At 44.1% G+C, this 15,864-nt stretch carries 17 protein-coding genes; all 17 read left to right on the top strand.

Features of this window, described 5'->3' with window-relative positions; all coding sequences use genetic code 11:
* Positions 1-28 precede the first annotated feature (28 nt).
* The 17 genes from TH606_RS09985 (at position 29) to TH606_RS09905 (ending at position 15,327) form a co-directional block, all read left to right on the top strand.
* Positions 29-1,771 carry a chloride channel protein gene (locus TH606_RS09985; protein WP_068543550.1) on the top strand — a complete coding sequence of 581 codons (1,743 nt, stop codon included), beginning with the start codon at positions 29-31 and terminating at the stop codon, positions 1,769-1,771.
* A 72-nt stretch (positions 1,772-1,843) separates the two neighbouring features.
* Positions 1,844-2,848 (top strand): PhoH family protein, encoded by a 1,005-nt coding sequence (locus TH606_RS09980; RefSeq protein WP_068543548.1) that lies wholly within the window; start codon positions 1,844-1,846, stop codon positions 2,846-2,848.
* The gene (locus TH606_RS09975; RefSeq protein ID WP_068543545.1) at positions 2,845-3,879 is read left to right on the top strand and encodes a molybdopterin-binding protein; all 1,035 of its coding nucleotides are present in this window, start codon (positions 2,845-2,847) and stop codon (positions 3,877-3,879) included. Before TH606_RS09980 ends, TH606_RS09975 begins: the two co-directional genes overlap by 4 nt.
* A 15-nt stretch (positions 3,880-3,894) precedes the next feature.
* Positions 3,895-4,191 (top strand): YggT family protein, encoded by a 297-nt coding sequence (locus tag TH606_RS09970; RefSeq protein ID WP_068543542.1) that lies wholly within the window; start codon positions 3,895-3,897, stop codon positions 4,189-4,191.
* A gap of 4 nt (positions 4,192-4,195) precedes the next feature.
* Complete coding sequence (locus TH606_RS09965; protein ID WP_068543539.1) at positions 4,196-4,645, top strand: DivIVA domain-containing protein; 450 nt, start codon at positions 4,196-4,198, stop codon at positions 4,643-4,645.
* The gene (locus TH606_RS09960; RefSeq protein ID WP_068543536.1) at positions 4,646-4,927 is read left to right on the top strand and encodes a DUF167 domain-containing protein; all 282 of its coding nucleotides are present in this window, start codon (positions 4,646-4,648) and stop codon (positions 4,925-4,927) included.
* A complete protein-coding gene (locus tag TH606_RS09955) occupies positions 4,928-5,602 on the top strand; it encodes an HAD family hydrolase (protein ID WP_068543532.1) in 675 nt (224 codons plus the stop codon).
* Positions 5,596-6,522: an NOL1/NOP2/sun family putative RNA methylase gene (locus TH606_RS09950; RefSeq protein ID WP_068543529.1), complete on the top strand. Its 927-nt coding sequence runs from the start codon at positions 5,596-5,598 to the stop codon at positions 6,520-6,522. Before TH606_RS09955 ends, TH606_RS09950 begins: the two co-directional genes overlap by 7 nt.
* Positions 6,523-6,999, top strand: a complete 477-nt coding sequence (locus tag TH606_RS09945) for a hypothetical protein (RefSeq protein WP_068543526.1) — start codon at positions 6,523-6,525, stop codon at positions 6,997-6,999. It begins immediately after the preceding gene.
* A gap of 273 nt (positions 7,000-7,272) precedes the next feature.
* The gene (locus tag TH606_RS09940; RefSeq protein WP_068543523.1) at positions 7,273-8,376 is read left to right on the top strand and encodes a Coenzyme F420 hydrogenase/dehydrogenase, beta subunit C-terminal domain; all 1,104 of its coding nucleotides are present in this window, start codon (positions 7,273-7,275) and stop codon (positions 8,374-8,376) included.
* A gap of 24 nt (positions 8,377-8,400) precedes the next feature.
* Positions 8,401-10,416 carry a CoB--CoM heterodisulfide reductase iron-sulfur subunit A family protein gene (locus TH606_RS09935; RefSeq protein WP_082863615.1) on the top strand — a complete coding sequence of 672 codons (2,016 nt, stop codon included), beginning with the start codon at positions 8,401-8,403 and terminating at the stop codon, positions 10,414-10,416.
* Between the two features lie 10 nt (positions 10,417-10,426).
* Positions 10,427-10,948, top strand: coding sequence for a 4Fe-4S dicluster domain-containing protein (locus TH606_RS09930; RefSeq protein ID WP_068543520.1), 522 nt, complete (start codon positions 10,427-10,429; stop codon positions 10,946-10,948).
* Between the two features lie 15 nt (positions 10,949-10,963).
* Complete coding sequence (locus TH606_RS09925) at positions 10,964-11,884, top strand: CoB--CoM heterodisulfide reductase iron-sulfur subunit B family protein (protein ID WP_068543517.1); 921 nt, start codon at positions 10,964-10,966, stop codon at positions 11,882-11,884.
* Between the two features lie 2 nt (positions 11,885-11,886).
* Positions 11,887-12,303, top strand: coding sequence for a hydrogenase iron-sulfur subunit (locus TH606_RS09920; RefSeq protein ID WP_157627912.1), 417 nt, complete (start codon positions 11,887-11,889; stop codon positions 12,301-12,303).
* 16 nt (positions 12,304-12,319) lie between these two features.
* A complete protein-coding gene (locus TH606_RS09915) occupies positions 12,320-13,279 on the top strand; it encodes an NADH-quinone oxidoreductase subunit B family protein (RefSeq protein WP_068543514.1) in 960 nt (319 codons plus the stop codon).
* 18 nt (positions 13,280-13,297) lie between these two features.
* Positions 13,298-14,767, top strand: a complete 1,470-nt coding sequence (locus TH606_RS09910) for a Ni/Fe hydrogenase subunit alpha (RefSeq protein ID WP_068543511.1) — start codon at positions 13,298-13,300, stop codon at positions 14,765-14,767.
* 101 nt (positions 14,768-14,868) lie between these two features.
* Positions 14,869-15,327: a hydrogenase maturation protease gene (locus tag TH606_RS09905; protein ID WP_068543508.1), complete on the top strand. Its 459-nt coding sequence runs from the start codon at positions 14,869-14,871 to the stop codon at positions 15,325-15,327.
* The last annotated feature ends 537 nt before the right edge of the window (positions 15,328-15,864 follow it).

The following is a 15,864-nucleotide window of genomic DNA, read 5'->3' as shown; positions in this document are numbered from 1 at the left end:
ACTTAAGAGACAGGCAGAAGAAGGCTAAGTGAAAAGAGAACATACCCGTTTATTTATTGATGCTATTTTTTTGGGCTTTGTTGGCTTTTTAGCTGCTCAGGTCTTCACTTTTATGGTGGATTATTCCTATCATTTCTTTTTAGAAACTTTCGTAGGTTATGAGCCCGGTAAGCCTCTCTCTGAAACAGCCCGTTTTTTAATCCCTGTTAGCACCACTATAGGTGGCTTATTATCTGGACTTATTGTTTACACCCTGGCTCCAGAGGCTGAAGGCCACGGCACAGACGCCGCTATTAAGGCCTATCACTTTGAAGACGGCTATATCAGGCTGAGGGTTCCTTTTGTAAAAATGCTGGCATCAGCTATAACTATCGGTTCTGGAGGTTCAGCCGGACGCGAAGGGCCAGTGGTTCAGATTAGTGCCGGTATTGGTTCTATTTACGCTAAGCTCACTAAAAGGTCTATCACTGAAAGAAGGCTTCTCCTTCTTATAGGCATGGCTGCAGGTCTGGGGGCGGTTTTTCGTTCACCCATAGGGGCCGCTATGTTTGCTATAAGTGTGCTATATAGCGAAATGGATATTGAGAGCCACGCTGTTTTGTTTTGCCTTCTGGCCTCTGTAACTGGCTACGTGTTAAACGGTATAGTGGTTGGCTGGGAGCCCCTTTTTAAAGTGCATGAAATTCCTATTACCCAATGGGACCAGTATCTCTTTTTCGCCAGTCTTGGGATATGTGCTGGCCTGGTAGCAGCCATTTTGCCAGAAGTTTTTTATCGCTTACGAGATTTTTTTAAGGTGCTTAATGTGCCGCAGTTTTTAAAACCTGCCCTGGGAGGATTGGTAGTAGGGCTTCTTGCTGTTTATTTTCCCCAGATTCTTGGGGGTGGTTATCCCTGGATCCAGGCCGCCCTTGATGGAAATCTGCCTTTTCACCTTATGTTACTTCTTATTTTTTTGAAGATGATAGCTTTGGGGCTAACTGTTGGTTCTGGCGGTTCAGGTGGGGTTTTTGCCCCGAGCCTTTTCATAGGGGCCATGCTGGGCGGGATATTAGCTTATTTTTTTCAGCAACCGCCGGGGCCTTTTGTAGTGGTGGGAATGCTTTCTGTTTTTGGAGCAGCTGCTCGGGTGCCCCTTGCCACGCTTTTCATGGTTATTGAAATGACCGGTGCCTTCCATATGCTTGGGGCAGCGGCCCTTTCGGTGGTTCTTTCTTATTTCGTGCAAAAATTTTTAGCCGGTGCTTTTAAATATCAAAGTCTTTACGAGTGGCAAGTTCCCACCAAATTTGATTCTCCTGCGCACCGAGGTGAATTTTTCCTGGATATTTTGATGGGCATAAAAGTTAAAGATATTTTTGACCCTTCTCGTAAAAAGTGGGTAATCCTTCCAGAGGATATGGCTTTTAAAGATTTTGTTAAATTTTTCTATGAAACCGAGCAACATTATTTCCCTGTGGTAAATAAAGAAGGTAAACTAAGTGGGATTTTTTCCATAAATGATATTCGGGAAATTTTGAAACACCCAGAAGTATGGGATTTTTTAAAAATAAAAGACGTGGCGCGTAAAAAGGTGATTACCACCAGGCCGTCAGAAGATATTCATTCGGCCTTTCAGAAATTTACTATAAGAAATATAGATGCCCTGCCAGTTGTGTCTGATAATGACCATGGCAAGTTTTTGGGTATGCTCAGTCGACGCGAAGTGATTTCTTTTTATAACAGGCGCCTTGAAGAACTTGAAAGACAAAAAAGCGGTCTTAGAGTTTAACCCCTTGGGTAAAGCTTAAAAAATGGTTATACTTATGAAAAAACAAGATTTAATCAAAAATTTAGAAGAAAAATGAAGGCAATGAAAGAAAAGATGGCAACACCAGAAATAATTACTTTACAGCGCACTTTTGAAGACAATGCTTTAGCCCGCTGGCTCTACGGCGAAAAAGGGGCCCATTTAAAAACCATTGAACGGGCTTTTAACGTGCACATCCAGGTGCGCGGTAATGAAATGCACATTACTGGCGAACGCCTGGACACCGAGCTGGCAGACCGTACCTGTGAGCAACTTTATAGCCTGCTTAAGGCGGGCTACACCCTTTATCCCAGCGACGTAGAATACGCCACGCGTATTATCAGCCAGAATCCTCTGGCTAATTTGAAAGATATTTTCCTTGAGACGGTATTTGTAAGCTCAGGTCGCAAGGTTATAACCCCCAAGACTTTGAACCAGAAGGTTTATATTGATGCTATAAGAAACCATGACATTGTCTTTGGGGTGGGGCCAGCAGGAACTGGAAAAACTTATCTGGCCATGGCTATGGCTATTTCTTACTTTATGCGTGGAGATATACAACGTATCGTATTAGTGCGTCCGGCGGTAGAAGCAGGTGAAAAACTCGGTTTTTTGCCTGGTGATATGGTAGAAAAGGTAAACCCGTATTTGCGTCCCCTTTACGACGCCCTTTATGACATGCTTCCTTATGACAAGGCTTCCCGCCTTATTCAAAAGGGGGCTATTGAAGTAGCGCCGCTTGCCTTTATGCGTGGCCGCACTTTAAATGAAGCCTTTATTATCCTTGACGAAGCCCAGAATACAACCTCAGAACAAATGAAAATGTTCCTCACTCGTTTGGGTTTTAGTTCAAGGGCGGTAATTACTGGAGACATTACCCAAATAGACCTCCCTGATGCCCGTAAGAGCGGCCTGGTAGAGGCCGTGGAGATCCTTCAAGGGATTGAAGGCATAGCCTTTGTATTTTTTGACAAGCAGGACGTGGTGCGTCATCCCCTGGTGCAACGTATAATTGAAGCTTACGACCATAAGGCTCGCAAGAAAGGTTTTACCCAATGAAAGCGAGAACCGTTCCGGTGGAAAAGGCCGTGGGGATGATAATTCCCCACGACCTTACCGAAATCATCCCTGGCAAGTCTAAGGGGCCTGCCTTTAAAAAGGGGCATGTGATTCGTGAAGAAGATGTACCCCGTCTTAAACGCATGGGCAAGGACCATATCTATGTACTTGAACTTGAACCTGACGAGATACACGAAGACGAAGCGGCTTTAAGATTAGCTAAGGCTGTAGCTGGAGAGGGTATTGAATACGATCCGAACATAAAAGAAGGAAAAGTGGTTCTTAGGGCTGCTTACCAGGGGTTGTTTAAGGTAAACACAGAGGCCCTTTATCAGCTTAATCTTCTTGGAGAAATAATGCTTTCCACCAGGCATTCAAACTTTATGGTGAAAAAGGGTGAGGCGGTGGCTGCTGGCCGGGCTATTCCTCTGGTGGTAAAGGATCCCCTTTTAGACGAAGTAGAAAAAATATGCTCTTCCAACAAGGTTCTTTACATTAAAAAGCCCGTTATAAATAAAGTGGGCCTGGTGATTACTGGAAACGAAGTTTATTACGGCCGGGTGGAAGATGCCTTTTTCCCGGCTCTTTCTCCCAAGCTCAAAAGTTACGGCTTGGAAATTATCGGCCCGCGCTTTTGTCCAGACAATAGTGAAGTTATTACCAGGGCTATTTCAGAGGTTATTTCTGCTGGAGCGGAGATGGTGCTGGTAACCGGGGGTATGTCCGTTGACCCTGATGATGTTACCCCAAAGGCCATTGCTAACGTAGGTGTTGATTCTCTGGTTTACGGAAGTCCGGTTTTACCTGGGGCCATGTTTCTGGTGGCTTACAAGGGCGAGGTGCCTATTCTTGGAATTCCGGCCTGTGGTATGTATTTTAAGGTAACGGTCCTTGACCTGGTTTTACCAAGGGTGATATGCGGTGAAAAATTAGGCCGAGAAGATATGGCCAAACTGGGTCACGGTGGTTTTTGTTTAGGGTGTAAAGAGTGCCGCTATCCGGTTTGTCCCTTCGGGCGAGGCGGACTTTAGAATGGAGGTGAGTAAATGTTTGTCCTGTCACATTTTTTGAAGGCCCTGGCCACAGTTCTTGATATATCCTTAAACATTTATATGTGGATAATAATCATCAGGGCGTTGCTTTCCTGGGTAAACCCGGATCCTTATAACCCTATTGTAAGATTTCTTTATGGGATTACTGAGCCTGTGCTTTCACGTATTAGAAGGTTTGTGCCACCTATGGGAGGTATAGACCTTTCACCGCTGGTGGCTATTTTGATAATTATCTTTTTACAGCAATTTTTAGTGCCAGTGCTTTATGACCTTTCCTATTCTTTGAGGTGATTTTATGAGTATAACACCACTTGATATTCAGGATAAAAGTTTTTCAAGCTCTCTTTTTGGTTATAACAAAGGCGAAGTAGATGAATTTCTTGAGGAAATAGCCGAGGCCCTTAAAGAACTCCAGCGTGAAAATAACTCTTTGAAAGATAAAGTAGCCAAACTTGAAAAAGAATTAGAAGAACTTAGGCGCGAGGAAAAGCTCATCAAAGAAGCCCTGCTTAAAGCGGAAAGCCTGGCCGAAAGCATTAAAAAAGAAGCTGAAGCTGAGGCCAAAGCCTTTATGCTTGAAGCCCGTGAAGAAGCAGACCGTATTATTAAAGAAGCCCAAAACAAACGAGACGAGATTCTCCTTGAAATAGAGACCCTAAAAAACGAAAAAGAGAAAATGCTAATAGAATTGAAAACTTTTTTAAAGACCTGGGAAGAATATCTTGAGCGTTCTTTTAAGGATTAGATGCTAAAAAAACATGGCAAAGGCCTTTTACTTGAAGTATATCTCCAGCCTAAAGCCAAAAAAGAGGAAATCGTCGGTCTTTATCAGGGTTTTTTAAAAATAAAAGTCAAATCTCCTCCTGTTGACGGAAAGGCCAATCAAGCTTTAATATCTTTTCTGGCCAAAAAACTGGCTATACCTAAAAAAGATGTGAAGTTAGTAGCCGGCCTTACCTCTAGACATAAAAAAGTCTATGTTGAAGGCCTTGAAGAAAAGGAAGTTAGAAAGCGTTTGGGGCTTTAAATGAACACCCTTAAGGATAAAGAAGGGATTTTGTTTGATATGGACGGGGTGGTGCTTGATAGCATGCCCTGGCATGTGCGGGCCTGGCAGGAGGCCTTTCGTGAATTTGGCTTAAATGTGCCAGAGGAGGCCCTTTATCTTCACGAAGGCGCCATTGAAGCCGAGACTTCACGCAAGATTTTTGAAGACCAGGGGGTAACTCCCACCCAAGAGCTTTTTGAGGCGGTACTTAAACGGCAACGAGAGCTTTTTCGTAAAAAATACCAGGCCTTTGTTAAGCCCTTTCCAGAAATTCCTGACCTTCTTTCAGACTTGAGGAGTGAAGGCCGAAGGCTAGCCCTTGTTACCAGCTCTCATTACGAAATATTAAAAGAAATTCTTCCGGAAAAACTTATCAGGCTTTTTCATTTTATTCTCACTGGAGATCAGGTTAGCCGGCGGAAACCTCATCCAGAGCCTTATCTTCTGGCCCAAAAGGCACTAGGAGTTAAAACTCACGAGGCCACCGCTGTAGAAAATGCTCCGGCAGGTATAAAAAGTGCCAAAGGAGCGGGGCTTTTGTGTGTGGCTTTAACCACCACTTTGCCAAAAGAACATCTCAAGGAAGCTGATATTATTCTTGATTCCCACCAGGAACTTTTTCGTCTCGTAAGAAACGGACACGAAAAATGCTAAAACTTTCGGAAGCCCCAGCTTATTTTGAACGTTATCGCGATATTATTCCTGATTTTGAAAGGTTTTTAGAACATTTAAAAGAACCCCTGCCTCTTTACTTTCGCTTAAACGAATTAAAATGTCCGGACCCTGAGATAGTCCTTAAGGGATTAGCCCGTCAGGGAGTTAAGGCGGAGCTAGTTTCAGGGCTTCCTCGGTTTTATAGGGTTGAGCCGCGAGATTTTCCCCTGGGAAGCACCGAAGAATATTACCTTGGCTACATTTACCCCATGACCACCAGCAGTGCGTTGCCAGTGATAGCCCTTGAACCCAGGCCAGGGGAATATATTCTTGACCTTTGCGCTGCCCCTGGCAGCAAGACTACCCAGATGGCTCAGGCATCACAAGATAAGGCTGTTATCGTGGCCAATGATCGGCGTCTTGACCGCCTTACGGCCCTGGTGGCCAATTTAAAGCGCCTGGGCGTGGCTTCCGTAGCGACAACTTTATATCGTGGAGAAACTTTTCCCTTTGGGATACCTTTTGATAAGGTCCTGGTAGATGCCCCCTGTTCTGGTGAAGGTCGTTACCGCCAGGGCTATGAAGGAGAGCTTCTTTATCAGAAAGAAGGCCATACCAATCTTCCAGCCATTCAGAAAGGGCTATTGGTAAGGGCTTTTGACCTGGTGAAGGTGGGTGGCATTGTGGTTTATTCTACCTGTACCTTTAATCCCGAGGAAAATGAACTGGTGGTGGATTATCTCTTACGAAAGCGGCAGGCAGAGATTTTGCTCTGTGAATATCCTTTACCATGTCACCCCGGGATAACCGAATGGGAAGGGAAAATACTTCATCCCGGGCTTGCTAACGCCAGGAGATTTTATCCTCATGAGACCCAATCCGTAGGCTTCTTTGTAGCCAAGATAAAGAGGTTGATGTAAATGCCCAGAAAAAAGAAGCGCGTTAAAAAGATTCACAAAGAGGCCAAGTGGCCAAGGGTTACATCCTTTGAAGAAAGAGACGAGGTTCTTTCTTTCTGGGAGGAACGCTTTGGCATTCCCAAAGAGGCCTTTGAAGGGTATTTGCTGCTTTCTACTTCCAAAAATTACTGGCTATTTGTAGAACTACCAGATATCAAGCCCCTACAGGGTTTAAAGGTTCAAACCGTTGGTCTTCTTTTTACCAGGCGAGTTTCCCACTGGCTGAAGCCCACCTCAACGGCCCTTCAGCGTTTTGGCCATTTAGCCCAAAAAAATATTATAGACCTTTCTCCAGCTGAACTTGACCGCCTGCGCCGGGAAAGAAAAATACCATTTTCGGCGGAAGTAGAAGAAGGCTATGTTATTCTCAGGTGTGAAGGCAAAGTCTGGGGCTGCGGGCTTTATGTTAAGAAATCTTTGATAAGCTTTCTGCCATAAATAAGCTTCAATAGTCTTAAATTAATAGCTTTTTTAAATATAAATTTTTGATTTGTTTCTTTTGCACAGCCAATTATAGTAACATTATTCCTTAGGGCTTTACCTTGTTCTGAGCAAAGAGGGCTCTTACATCAAGGTAAGGTTGGGAACTTTACTAAAGGCTTTAAGTCAAGATGATTTATTATTTTCTTCAGAAATGTTTAGTTGACAAAAAAACTTAAATAATATATTGCGCCTAAAAGAATAATTTACTTTTGCTAATAGGAGTGTCCTATGAAGACTTTTGCCGATCTTCAGCAAGAAGTAATACAGAAAGGTTTGTGTCACAGGTGTGGTGGTTGTGTGTCAGTTTGTACCGCCGTGAACTACGGCGCTCTTGGTTTTAATGAGGAGGGGTATCCTCAGTATAAGGATGTAGAGAAGTGTATTGAGTGTGGTGTTTGTTATATGGTTTGTCCTGAGGCGGCCTATGAAGAAGAGGCCTTTATGAAGGCTGTTGGCTGGGAGCCGCCTGCTGGGCCGGTATTGGGGGTAGAGGTTGCTAGGGCCATTAGTCCTGAGATTCGCCAGCGGGCAACTGACGGTGGAGTGGTTACAGCTCTGCTGGTCCATCTTTTTAAGAAGGGCATGATTGATGGAGCGGTAGTGGCTAAAAGGATAAGTCCTTTCCAGGTGGTACCTACCCTGGTTACTTCGCCAGAGGAAGTCATCGAGTCGGCGGGTTTTTATCATGATGTTTCTGCAGGATTACAAAGCTTAAGTGAGACCTATTCTACCTTTGCTCCTTCTTTTGAGGCCATGCGCCCAGCTATGGTGGAAAAACTTAGAAGGGTAGCCATTGTGGGAACTCCCTGTCAAATTCATACCCTGCGAAAGATGCAATATTTCAATATTTCTCCTTCAGAGACTTTTTATCTTCTTCTAGGGCTTTTCTGTTCTGGGCATTTTAATTTTGACGAAGCTGGGCGTAAAAAAATTGAAGAGCTTGGCGGGTTTAAGTGGGATGAAATTGCCAAAATAAACATAAAAGACGCCCTGATTATTACCCTTCAGAACGGAGAAGTTAAGCGTATTCCTCTTTCTGAGCTAGAAGACCTAAAAAGACCTGCCTGTAAGTTCTGTGAAGATTATTCAGCTGAGTTTGCTGATATATCTTTTGGAGGTATTGGCGCTCCAGATGGCTGGACTTCAGTTATCATTAGAACACCAAAGGCACGAGGTGCTTTTGCTGATGCTCGCCGTAAGACTATAGAAGAATTTCCTTTGGAAGAAGATCCTAAACTTATAGACAAGGTACTTGACATAGTCAAAAAGGCTAGTGAGGCCAAAAAAGAAAAAGCTAATGAAAACAAAAAGAAATGTTTAGGCAACGGATAATAAGGGCCTTTAAGGAGGATAAGTATGCCAAAGGTTGGGGTTTATGTATGCTATTGTGGCGAGAACATCGCCGGAGTTGTTGATTGTGAAGAAGTAAGGGCGTTTGCGGAAAAGCTACCCGGGGTAACGGTAGCTCGTACTAATCTTTTTATGTGTTCTGACCCCGGTCAGGAGATGATTAAAGAAGATATCCGCAAAGGTCTGGTGGATCGGGTGGTAGTGGCTGCCTGTACACCGCGTACCCACGAGCCCATCTTTCGTAAGGCCTTGGAAGACGCCGGTTTAAATAAGTATCTCATTGAAATGGCCAACATTCGTGACCAAGATTCCTGGGTACATGCTTTTGATAAGGAAGGTGCTACCAAGAAGGCCAAACAACTGGTAGCCAGTGCGGTAGCTAAAGTCCTTTACGCAGAACCACTGGAGGAGATAGAAGTCGGCGTAAATAAGACGGCTATGGTTATTGGGGGCGGAGTAGCTGGGATCTTTTCTTCTCTTGAGCTTGCTAACATGGGCTACAAAGTCTATCTCGTGGAAAAAGAACCGTCTATTGGTGGGGTTATGGCCCAGCTTGACAAGACCTTTCCCACCAATGATTGCTCGGCGTGAATACTCACGCCCGCTATGGTGCAGGTTAGCACCAACCCCAATATAGAACTTCTCACCTACTCCGAAGTAGAAAGTGTGGAAGGATTTGTCGGAAATTTCAAAGTCAAAGTCCGCAAAAAACAGACCTGGGTTGACTGGACGAAGTGCACGGGTTGCGGTGAATGTATGGAAAAGTGCCCGGTAAAAGTGCCAAACGAGTTTAACGCCGGCCTTGACCATCGCCCGGCCATTTATATCCAGTTCCCTCAGGCTGTGCCCAAGAAAGCGGTTATTGACATTGATAACTGCATTAACTGTGCCGGACGCAAATTTGGAACTGAGCCCAAAATTAGCAAACGCACCGGGAAGCCAATACTTGCTCCGTGTGAAAGGGCCTGTGGAACAGGGGCTGTAAACCGTAGCCTCAATCTTGATCCTAACGGAGAGATTGTGGAACTTGATGTGGGAACCATTGTAGTGGCTACAGGCTTCAAGGTTATGGAAAAAGACTGGTTTAAGGAATATGCACCGCATCACCCTGATGTGATGACGGCCCTTCAGTTTGAGCGCTTGTTATCTGCCACTGGGCCAACAGGTGGTAAGCTTGTAAGACCTTCCACCAACCAGAAACCAAAAGTCATCTCTTTTATTTCCTGTGTGGGCTCAAGAGATGTGCGCTATCATTCTTACTGTTCTCGCGTATGCTGTATGTATCTGATCAAGCAGGCTAAGCTCATCAAGAGCAAGTATCCTGATATTGAAATTTACATGCATTTCATGGACGTAAGAACTCCTGGTAAAGACTTTGATGAATACTACACTTCCGCTATTGAAATGGGGATCAATATTGTTAGAGGCAAGCCAGGAGGTATTGAAGTCCTTCCTGACGGGCGTCTGCGGGTAATGGCCTATGATGCTGGTTTAGGTAAAAACGTAGAAGTTCACGCAGATATGGTTATCTTGGCTACGGCTATGGAAGTACCAGAGTCTGCTAAGAAGTTAGCTTCTACCTTAAGTCTCACTATAGATGCTTCAGGGTTCTTTAAAGAGCTTCACCCTAAACTTAAGCCTGTGGAAACAGCTGTTGAAGGCATTTATCTAGCTGGTTGTTGCCAGGGGCCGAAAGATATTCCTGATACTGTTTCTCAGGCCAAGGGAGCGGCGGCCGTGGCCGCGGTTCCTCTGGCTAGGGGCAAAGTGGTCATTGAGCCTACTATTTCTGAAGTAAATCAAGAGAAATGTAGTGGCTGCGGCTTGTGTGTAGCGGTTTGTCCCTATAACGCCATTTCTCTGGAACTCGTTAATGACCGTCCAAGGGCTAAGATAGCACCTACGGCCTGTAAAGGTTGTGGTGTTTGCACAAGCACCTGTCCGTCGGAGGCAATAGTGCTTCACGGATTTACTGATAAACAAATTGAGGCCCAGGTTGAGGCCTTAACCATGCCGGTTTAGGAGGTCAATTATGTATGAAGGCGTTGTGGTATTAAACGAAAAAGATCGCGAATTAGCGATTAAAACTATTATGGAGCGGGGCGGAGATGGGGTTCTCCGTTGTATTCAATGTGGGGCCTGTCAATCTACCTGCCCCATGGCATTCGCTGACTTTACCTTGAATCCCAGAAAATTGATTCGTTTGATTCAGCTGGGTTTTTTGGAGGAGATGATAGAAGATTCCTCCACTTGGGCCTGTCAGGCCTGTAACCGCTGTGTGGAAATCTGTCCGCGAAATGTCAAGCCTTTTGAGATAGTTTTTGCTTACAGGCGTTACCAGGCTATGGAGCTTGCTTTCTCCACCTCAGCGGTGCAGAGCCAGATGAACCTTTATATGAAAGGACATGCCGTATTTTCTGAAGCATATAAAGAGACAAGGCAGAAGGTAGGTTTACCACCTGAGACACCTACTGCCGTCAGTTACCCTGAGGCTCTTAAGGAGATACAAACTCTCATTGAAAACAGTCCTATTATGGAACTGGGGTTATTTTAGTTAAGGAGGCCATACATGAAGACTATGGGACTTTTTTTAGGATGTAATATTCCTTTGAAATTACCAGATATTGAACAGTCATTTAGAAAGGCTTTGCCTGAGTTAGGTATTGATCTAGTGGACCTTGAAGGGGCTAGCTGTTGTCCTTCATGGGGGACTTTACCCTCTTTTGATCTTCCTACCTGGCTGGCAGTTTCTGCCAGGAATATAACTCTTGCTGAGGCCAAAGATGTTGATGTTGTTACCGGGTGTAATAGCTGTTTCGGTATCCTTGCTGAAACTAAACACATAATAGAACACGATGAGGAATACCGTAAAGCAGTTCAAGAAAAATTAGCCCTTATTAATCGGGAGTATAAAGGGACGTCGCAGGTTTATCACGTATTACATGCTCTTTATAAATTCGTAGGGCCAGAAAAGATTAACGAGAAAATAAAATATACTCTAAAACAATTAACTATAGCTATTCAGGTTGGTTGTCACGCTCTTTGGCCTTCAAAAGTAATGGCAATAAAAGAGCCTAACCCCTTTTTCCCCACTATTTTGAAAGAACTCTGTGAGGCGCTTGAGGCTGATGTTCCTCATTACAGCCGTATTGAGGCCTGCTGTGGCATGGGGGGAATGCGCAGTACCAATATGGAAAAATCTTTAGGCCTACTCAAAGAAAAGCTTATTTCCATTAAAGAAGAAATTGACGCTGACATGATAGTTGTGGGTTGTTCTTCCTGTTATCTTCAGATGGACGGTGGCCAGAAGATTTTGCGAGACAGAGGCGAGATAGATTTTGAAATCCCTGTTTTTTACTATACGCAGCTCCTAGCTTTATGTATGGGGTTTGATCCTAAGCAGGTAGCAGCTATTAACGAAATACCTAGAGAAGAAATTATCGCTCGTATCCAGAGCGAAGAGCGTCTCAAAGAAAAACAGGAGGGTTAACCATGGAATTTACACCTAATATTGTTGGTTTTGCCTGTCATTGGTGTACTTATGCCGCGGCAGACCTGGCTGGTAGTATGCGGCTAAAATATCCGCCTACAGTTAAGTTTATTCGGGTGCCATGTTCAGGCAGAGTGGAAGTAGAGCATGTGCTTGAAGCCCTGGCCAGAGGGGCTGATGGTGTGCTGGTTGGTGGGTGACATCTCGGCGATTGCCATTACCAGGTTGGTAATTATAAGGCTAAAAACCGCTTTGAGTTATTTAAAAAGCTTTTAGCAGATATGGGGTTTGAACCTGAAAGAGTAAGAGTAGAGTGGATTTCTGGTTCTGAGGGTCAAAAGGTAGCAGAAGTAGTTACTGAGTTTACAGAACAGCTTAAAAAGCTTGGCCCTAATCCTTTGAAACCAAAGTCTGAGTAATAATAGGAGGCTTCCGATGTCTAACAAAATAAAATTAGGGGTCTTGTTGGCCGGTGGCTGTGCCGGTTGTGAAATGGCCATCGTAGACCTTTCTGAAAGATTGCTGGACGCTCTTGAACATCTTGAGGTAGTTTTTTGGGCACCTACCGTGGCGGACGTCAAGTATAAAGATTTAGAGGCTATGCCTGAAGGGGCTATAGATGTGGCCCTGGTAGATGGTATGGTACGCCTTGATGAGCATGAACACATGCTCAAGGTTTTGCGTGAAAAAGCCAAAGTGCTGGTGGCCTTTGGAAGCTGTGCTTCTGAAGGTTGTATCCCTGGTATGGCCAATCTTTTTAAGGCCGAAGACCTTTTGAAACAGGGATATGTAGAAACATTCAGCACAGATAACCCTGAAGGGATTTTACCTCAACCAGAGTGGAAAGAAGAGGGTAAATATGACCTAACTCTTCCCCGCTTTTTAGACAAGGTTTCTCCCATTTCTTCGGTGGTGGAAGTTGACTATTTCATGGGAGGCTGTCCACCTCACCCTGACTTTGTGGGAGAGGCAATTACGGCTATTATTCAGGGTAATCTTCCACCTAAAGGTTCCTGGATTACCTGTGGCAAGTCCGTCTGTGAGTTCTGTGGGCGCAATCCTGCTCTTCAAGGGCGCAAACGCGAATTGACCAAAGAAGTTAAACGCACTTTTGAAGGGGCTCCTGAAGAAGGTAAGTGCCTTCTTGAGCAGGGTTATATTTGTTTAGGTCCAGTGACCCAGGGAGATTGTAAAGCCCTTTGCACCAGGGTTGGTATTCCCTGTCGTGGTTGTGGTGGCCCGCTTCCCGGTGTTAAAGATTATGGTGCCAAAGCCGTTAGTGCCCTGGGAACTATGTTGACTGACGAAGCGGTAAAACAGTTGCTTGAGAAATATCCGAACCTTGTGCAACTTTTTTATCGTTATTCCTTTCCCGCTAGTTTGCTTAAGAAATAAGCTTTAGGAGGACTTTTGATGAAGAAGATAACTATAGAACCTATAACCCGTCTGGAGGGGCATGGAAAAATTGCCATTTTTCTTGATGATAATGGCAATGTAGATAACGCCTTTTTTCAGGTAGTTGAATTTCGTGGCTATGAAAAGTTTGTCCAGGGCATGCCCATGGAAGAAGTCCCGCGTACGGTATCTACTATATGTGGAGTATGCCGAGGGGTACATTTTACTGCTTCCATGAAAGCTATGGACCAGATTTTTGGGGTTGAGCCTACTCCAGTGGCTAGAAAGCTCAGGGAGATTTATTTTAATGCTCACTATGTTGAAGACCACGCGGCTATCCTTTATGCCCTTGGTCTTCCTGACTATGTAGTTGGCCCTGAAGCTTCTCCGGCAGAGCGTAACTTGATAGGCCTCATTCAGAAAGTTGGAGTAGATGTAGGGCGTCAGGTGCTTAAAAGACGCGGCTATGCTGTAAAAATTTTTGAACTCTTGGGAGGTAAACCTAACCATCCCGTATCTGCTCTTCCTGGAGGTTGGGCCAAGAAGCTTTCTGAGGAAGAACGCCAGCAGATTCTTGAGTGGGGTAAAGAACTGGTTGAACTCGGTAAATTTACTCTTCAGGTCTTTGAAGACGTGGTTCTTAAGAATGAAAAATATATGGAACTCATCACCGGCGATATGTATAAAGTAGTGGTAAATAATATGGCCGGTGTTGATGAGAATGGAATCCTGACTTCATACTATGAACCAAAAGTACAAAAGATAATTTCTTACGATGGCCAGGAGATTGGTTCTTATACTGGTAAACAATATTTAGACTTCATTGCTGAAAGAGTTCTTCCCTGGAGCTATCTGAAGATGCCTTATCTCAAGCAAATGGGCTGGAAGGGCTATGACGATGGTGAAGGAACCAGTCTTTACGCGGTAGGGCCTCTGCCACGCATAAATGTTGCCAAAGGTTTTAGCACTCCTTTGGCTCAGGAAGCCTATGAAAAGTTCTGGGACACCTTTAAAGAAAGGCCTGTACACTATATTCAGGCCTATCACTGGGCTAGGGCCATTGAACTTCTCCATGCGGCTGAGCGCATTGTGGAGTTAGCGAATGATCCTGAAATTACCTCTCCTGAGACCCGCCGCCACGACTTTAACATTACTGGTGAAGGTGTGGGTATTGTTGAAGCTCCACGCGGCACCCTAATTCATCATTATCAGACTGACGAAAATGGTTACGTAACAAATGCTAACTTAATAGTAGCTACTACCCATAACAAAGGGCCTATTAACGCGGCTATTCGTCGGGCAGCCAAGCATTTTATTAAAGACGGCAAAGTAGATGAGGCTATTTTGAACTATGTAGAAATGGCCTTTCGTCCCTTTGACTTGTGCCTGGCCTGTGCTACGCATGCGGCTGGCCCAGGTGTCACACCCATTGAAATATTTGTTTACGATAAAGAAGGAAATCTCCAGCAGAAATTAAGAAACTTCTAATTTTTTAAAAATATTAGTTTTGAGGAGGGCCCTTTGGCCCTCCTTTTTTTGTTTGTTTAATTAAAGACGGGGTAAGCAATCGTTGCCTCGGGGTTTCCTAAATGAATAAAAAAACAATTCTTATAGGCATTGGTAATCCTTATTTACAGGATGATAGAGCTGGGTTGGTAGTAGTTTCTCGCCTGCGTGAAATGTCCTGCCCCTGGGATCTTGAAGAACTTTATACCACAGGTCTTGAAGTTTTGGATAAAATCAGAGGTTACGATGAAGCTATAATTATTGATGCCGCTCAGTGGGGCAAGGAGCCAGGCACAATTATAGAGCTAAGTGGAGAGGACTTAAGACTCCCTCATGTTTCTTCAGTAAATACCCACGCCATGACCTTAGGGCACATAATTGAAGTTGGGTACGTGGCCTTTCCTGAAGAAATGCCCAAAAAACTTACGGCTTATTTAATAGAGGCCGAAAAGCTTGATGAATTTTCTTACGAAATGTCTCCCAGAGTTAAAACTGCCATTGAAAAACTGGTATCTTTTCTGGAAAAACGCTGGAAGACATAAATTGTAGAAATTAAATAGCTTTCATCTATTCCTGAACCTTAATCTGAGAAATCTTGTGTTCTAATTTACAAAAGGAAAGGTCTCTTTCTGGTGACAAATTATTGATAAATATAAAAATGGCTCTTCAAAATCTAGGATAAGGGTTACATATTTAAGAGGCCTTTACCAAAATTCTGAGAAAGATTTAGATTGCCATGGAGACAGTGTCCTCTAGCGATAAGGATTCCTTCGGCCGCTTCGGGGCTTGTAATGACAAGTTCATTTTGTCACTGCAAGGAAGCCGAAAGACTAACGAAGCAATCTCAGGGACTAGTTAAGAAACTAAAAATTTTTTGCAAAAGTTTCTTTTTTAAGGGACAAAATTAATAAGGAAGGCAACTAAAATGGCTGACTTAAAAATGAGAAGAGCTCATACGCAAGACCTGAAAAATAAGCAAAAATATGGGGTCAAAGTTAAGTAGGAAGGGCTTAAAAGCAAAACTAGATGGTCCAGTTAAAAGTGAACTTCGCATTGAACCAGAGTAAGTTATTCTTGAG

It is taken from the genome of Thermodesulfatator autotrophicus, from assembly GCF_001642325.1.
GTDB lineage: Bacteria > Desulfobacterota > Thermodesulfobacteria > Thermodesulfobacteriales > Thermodesulfatatoraceae > Thermodesulfatator > Thermodesulfatator autotrophicus.
Note: the sequence above shows the minus strand (reverse complement) of the source record. Positions and strands in the feature narration are given on the sequence as shown.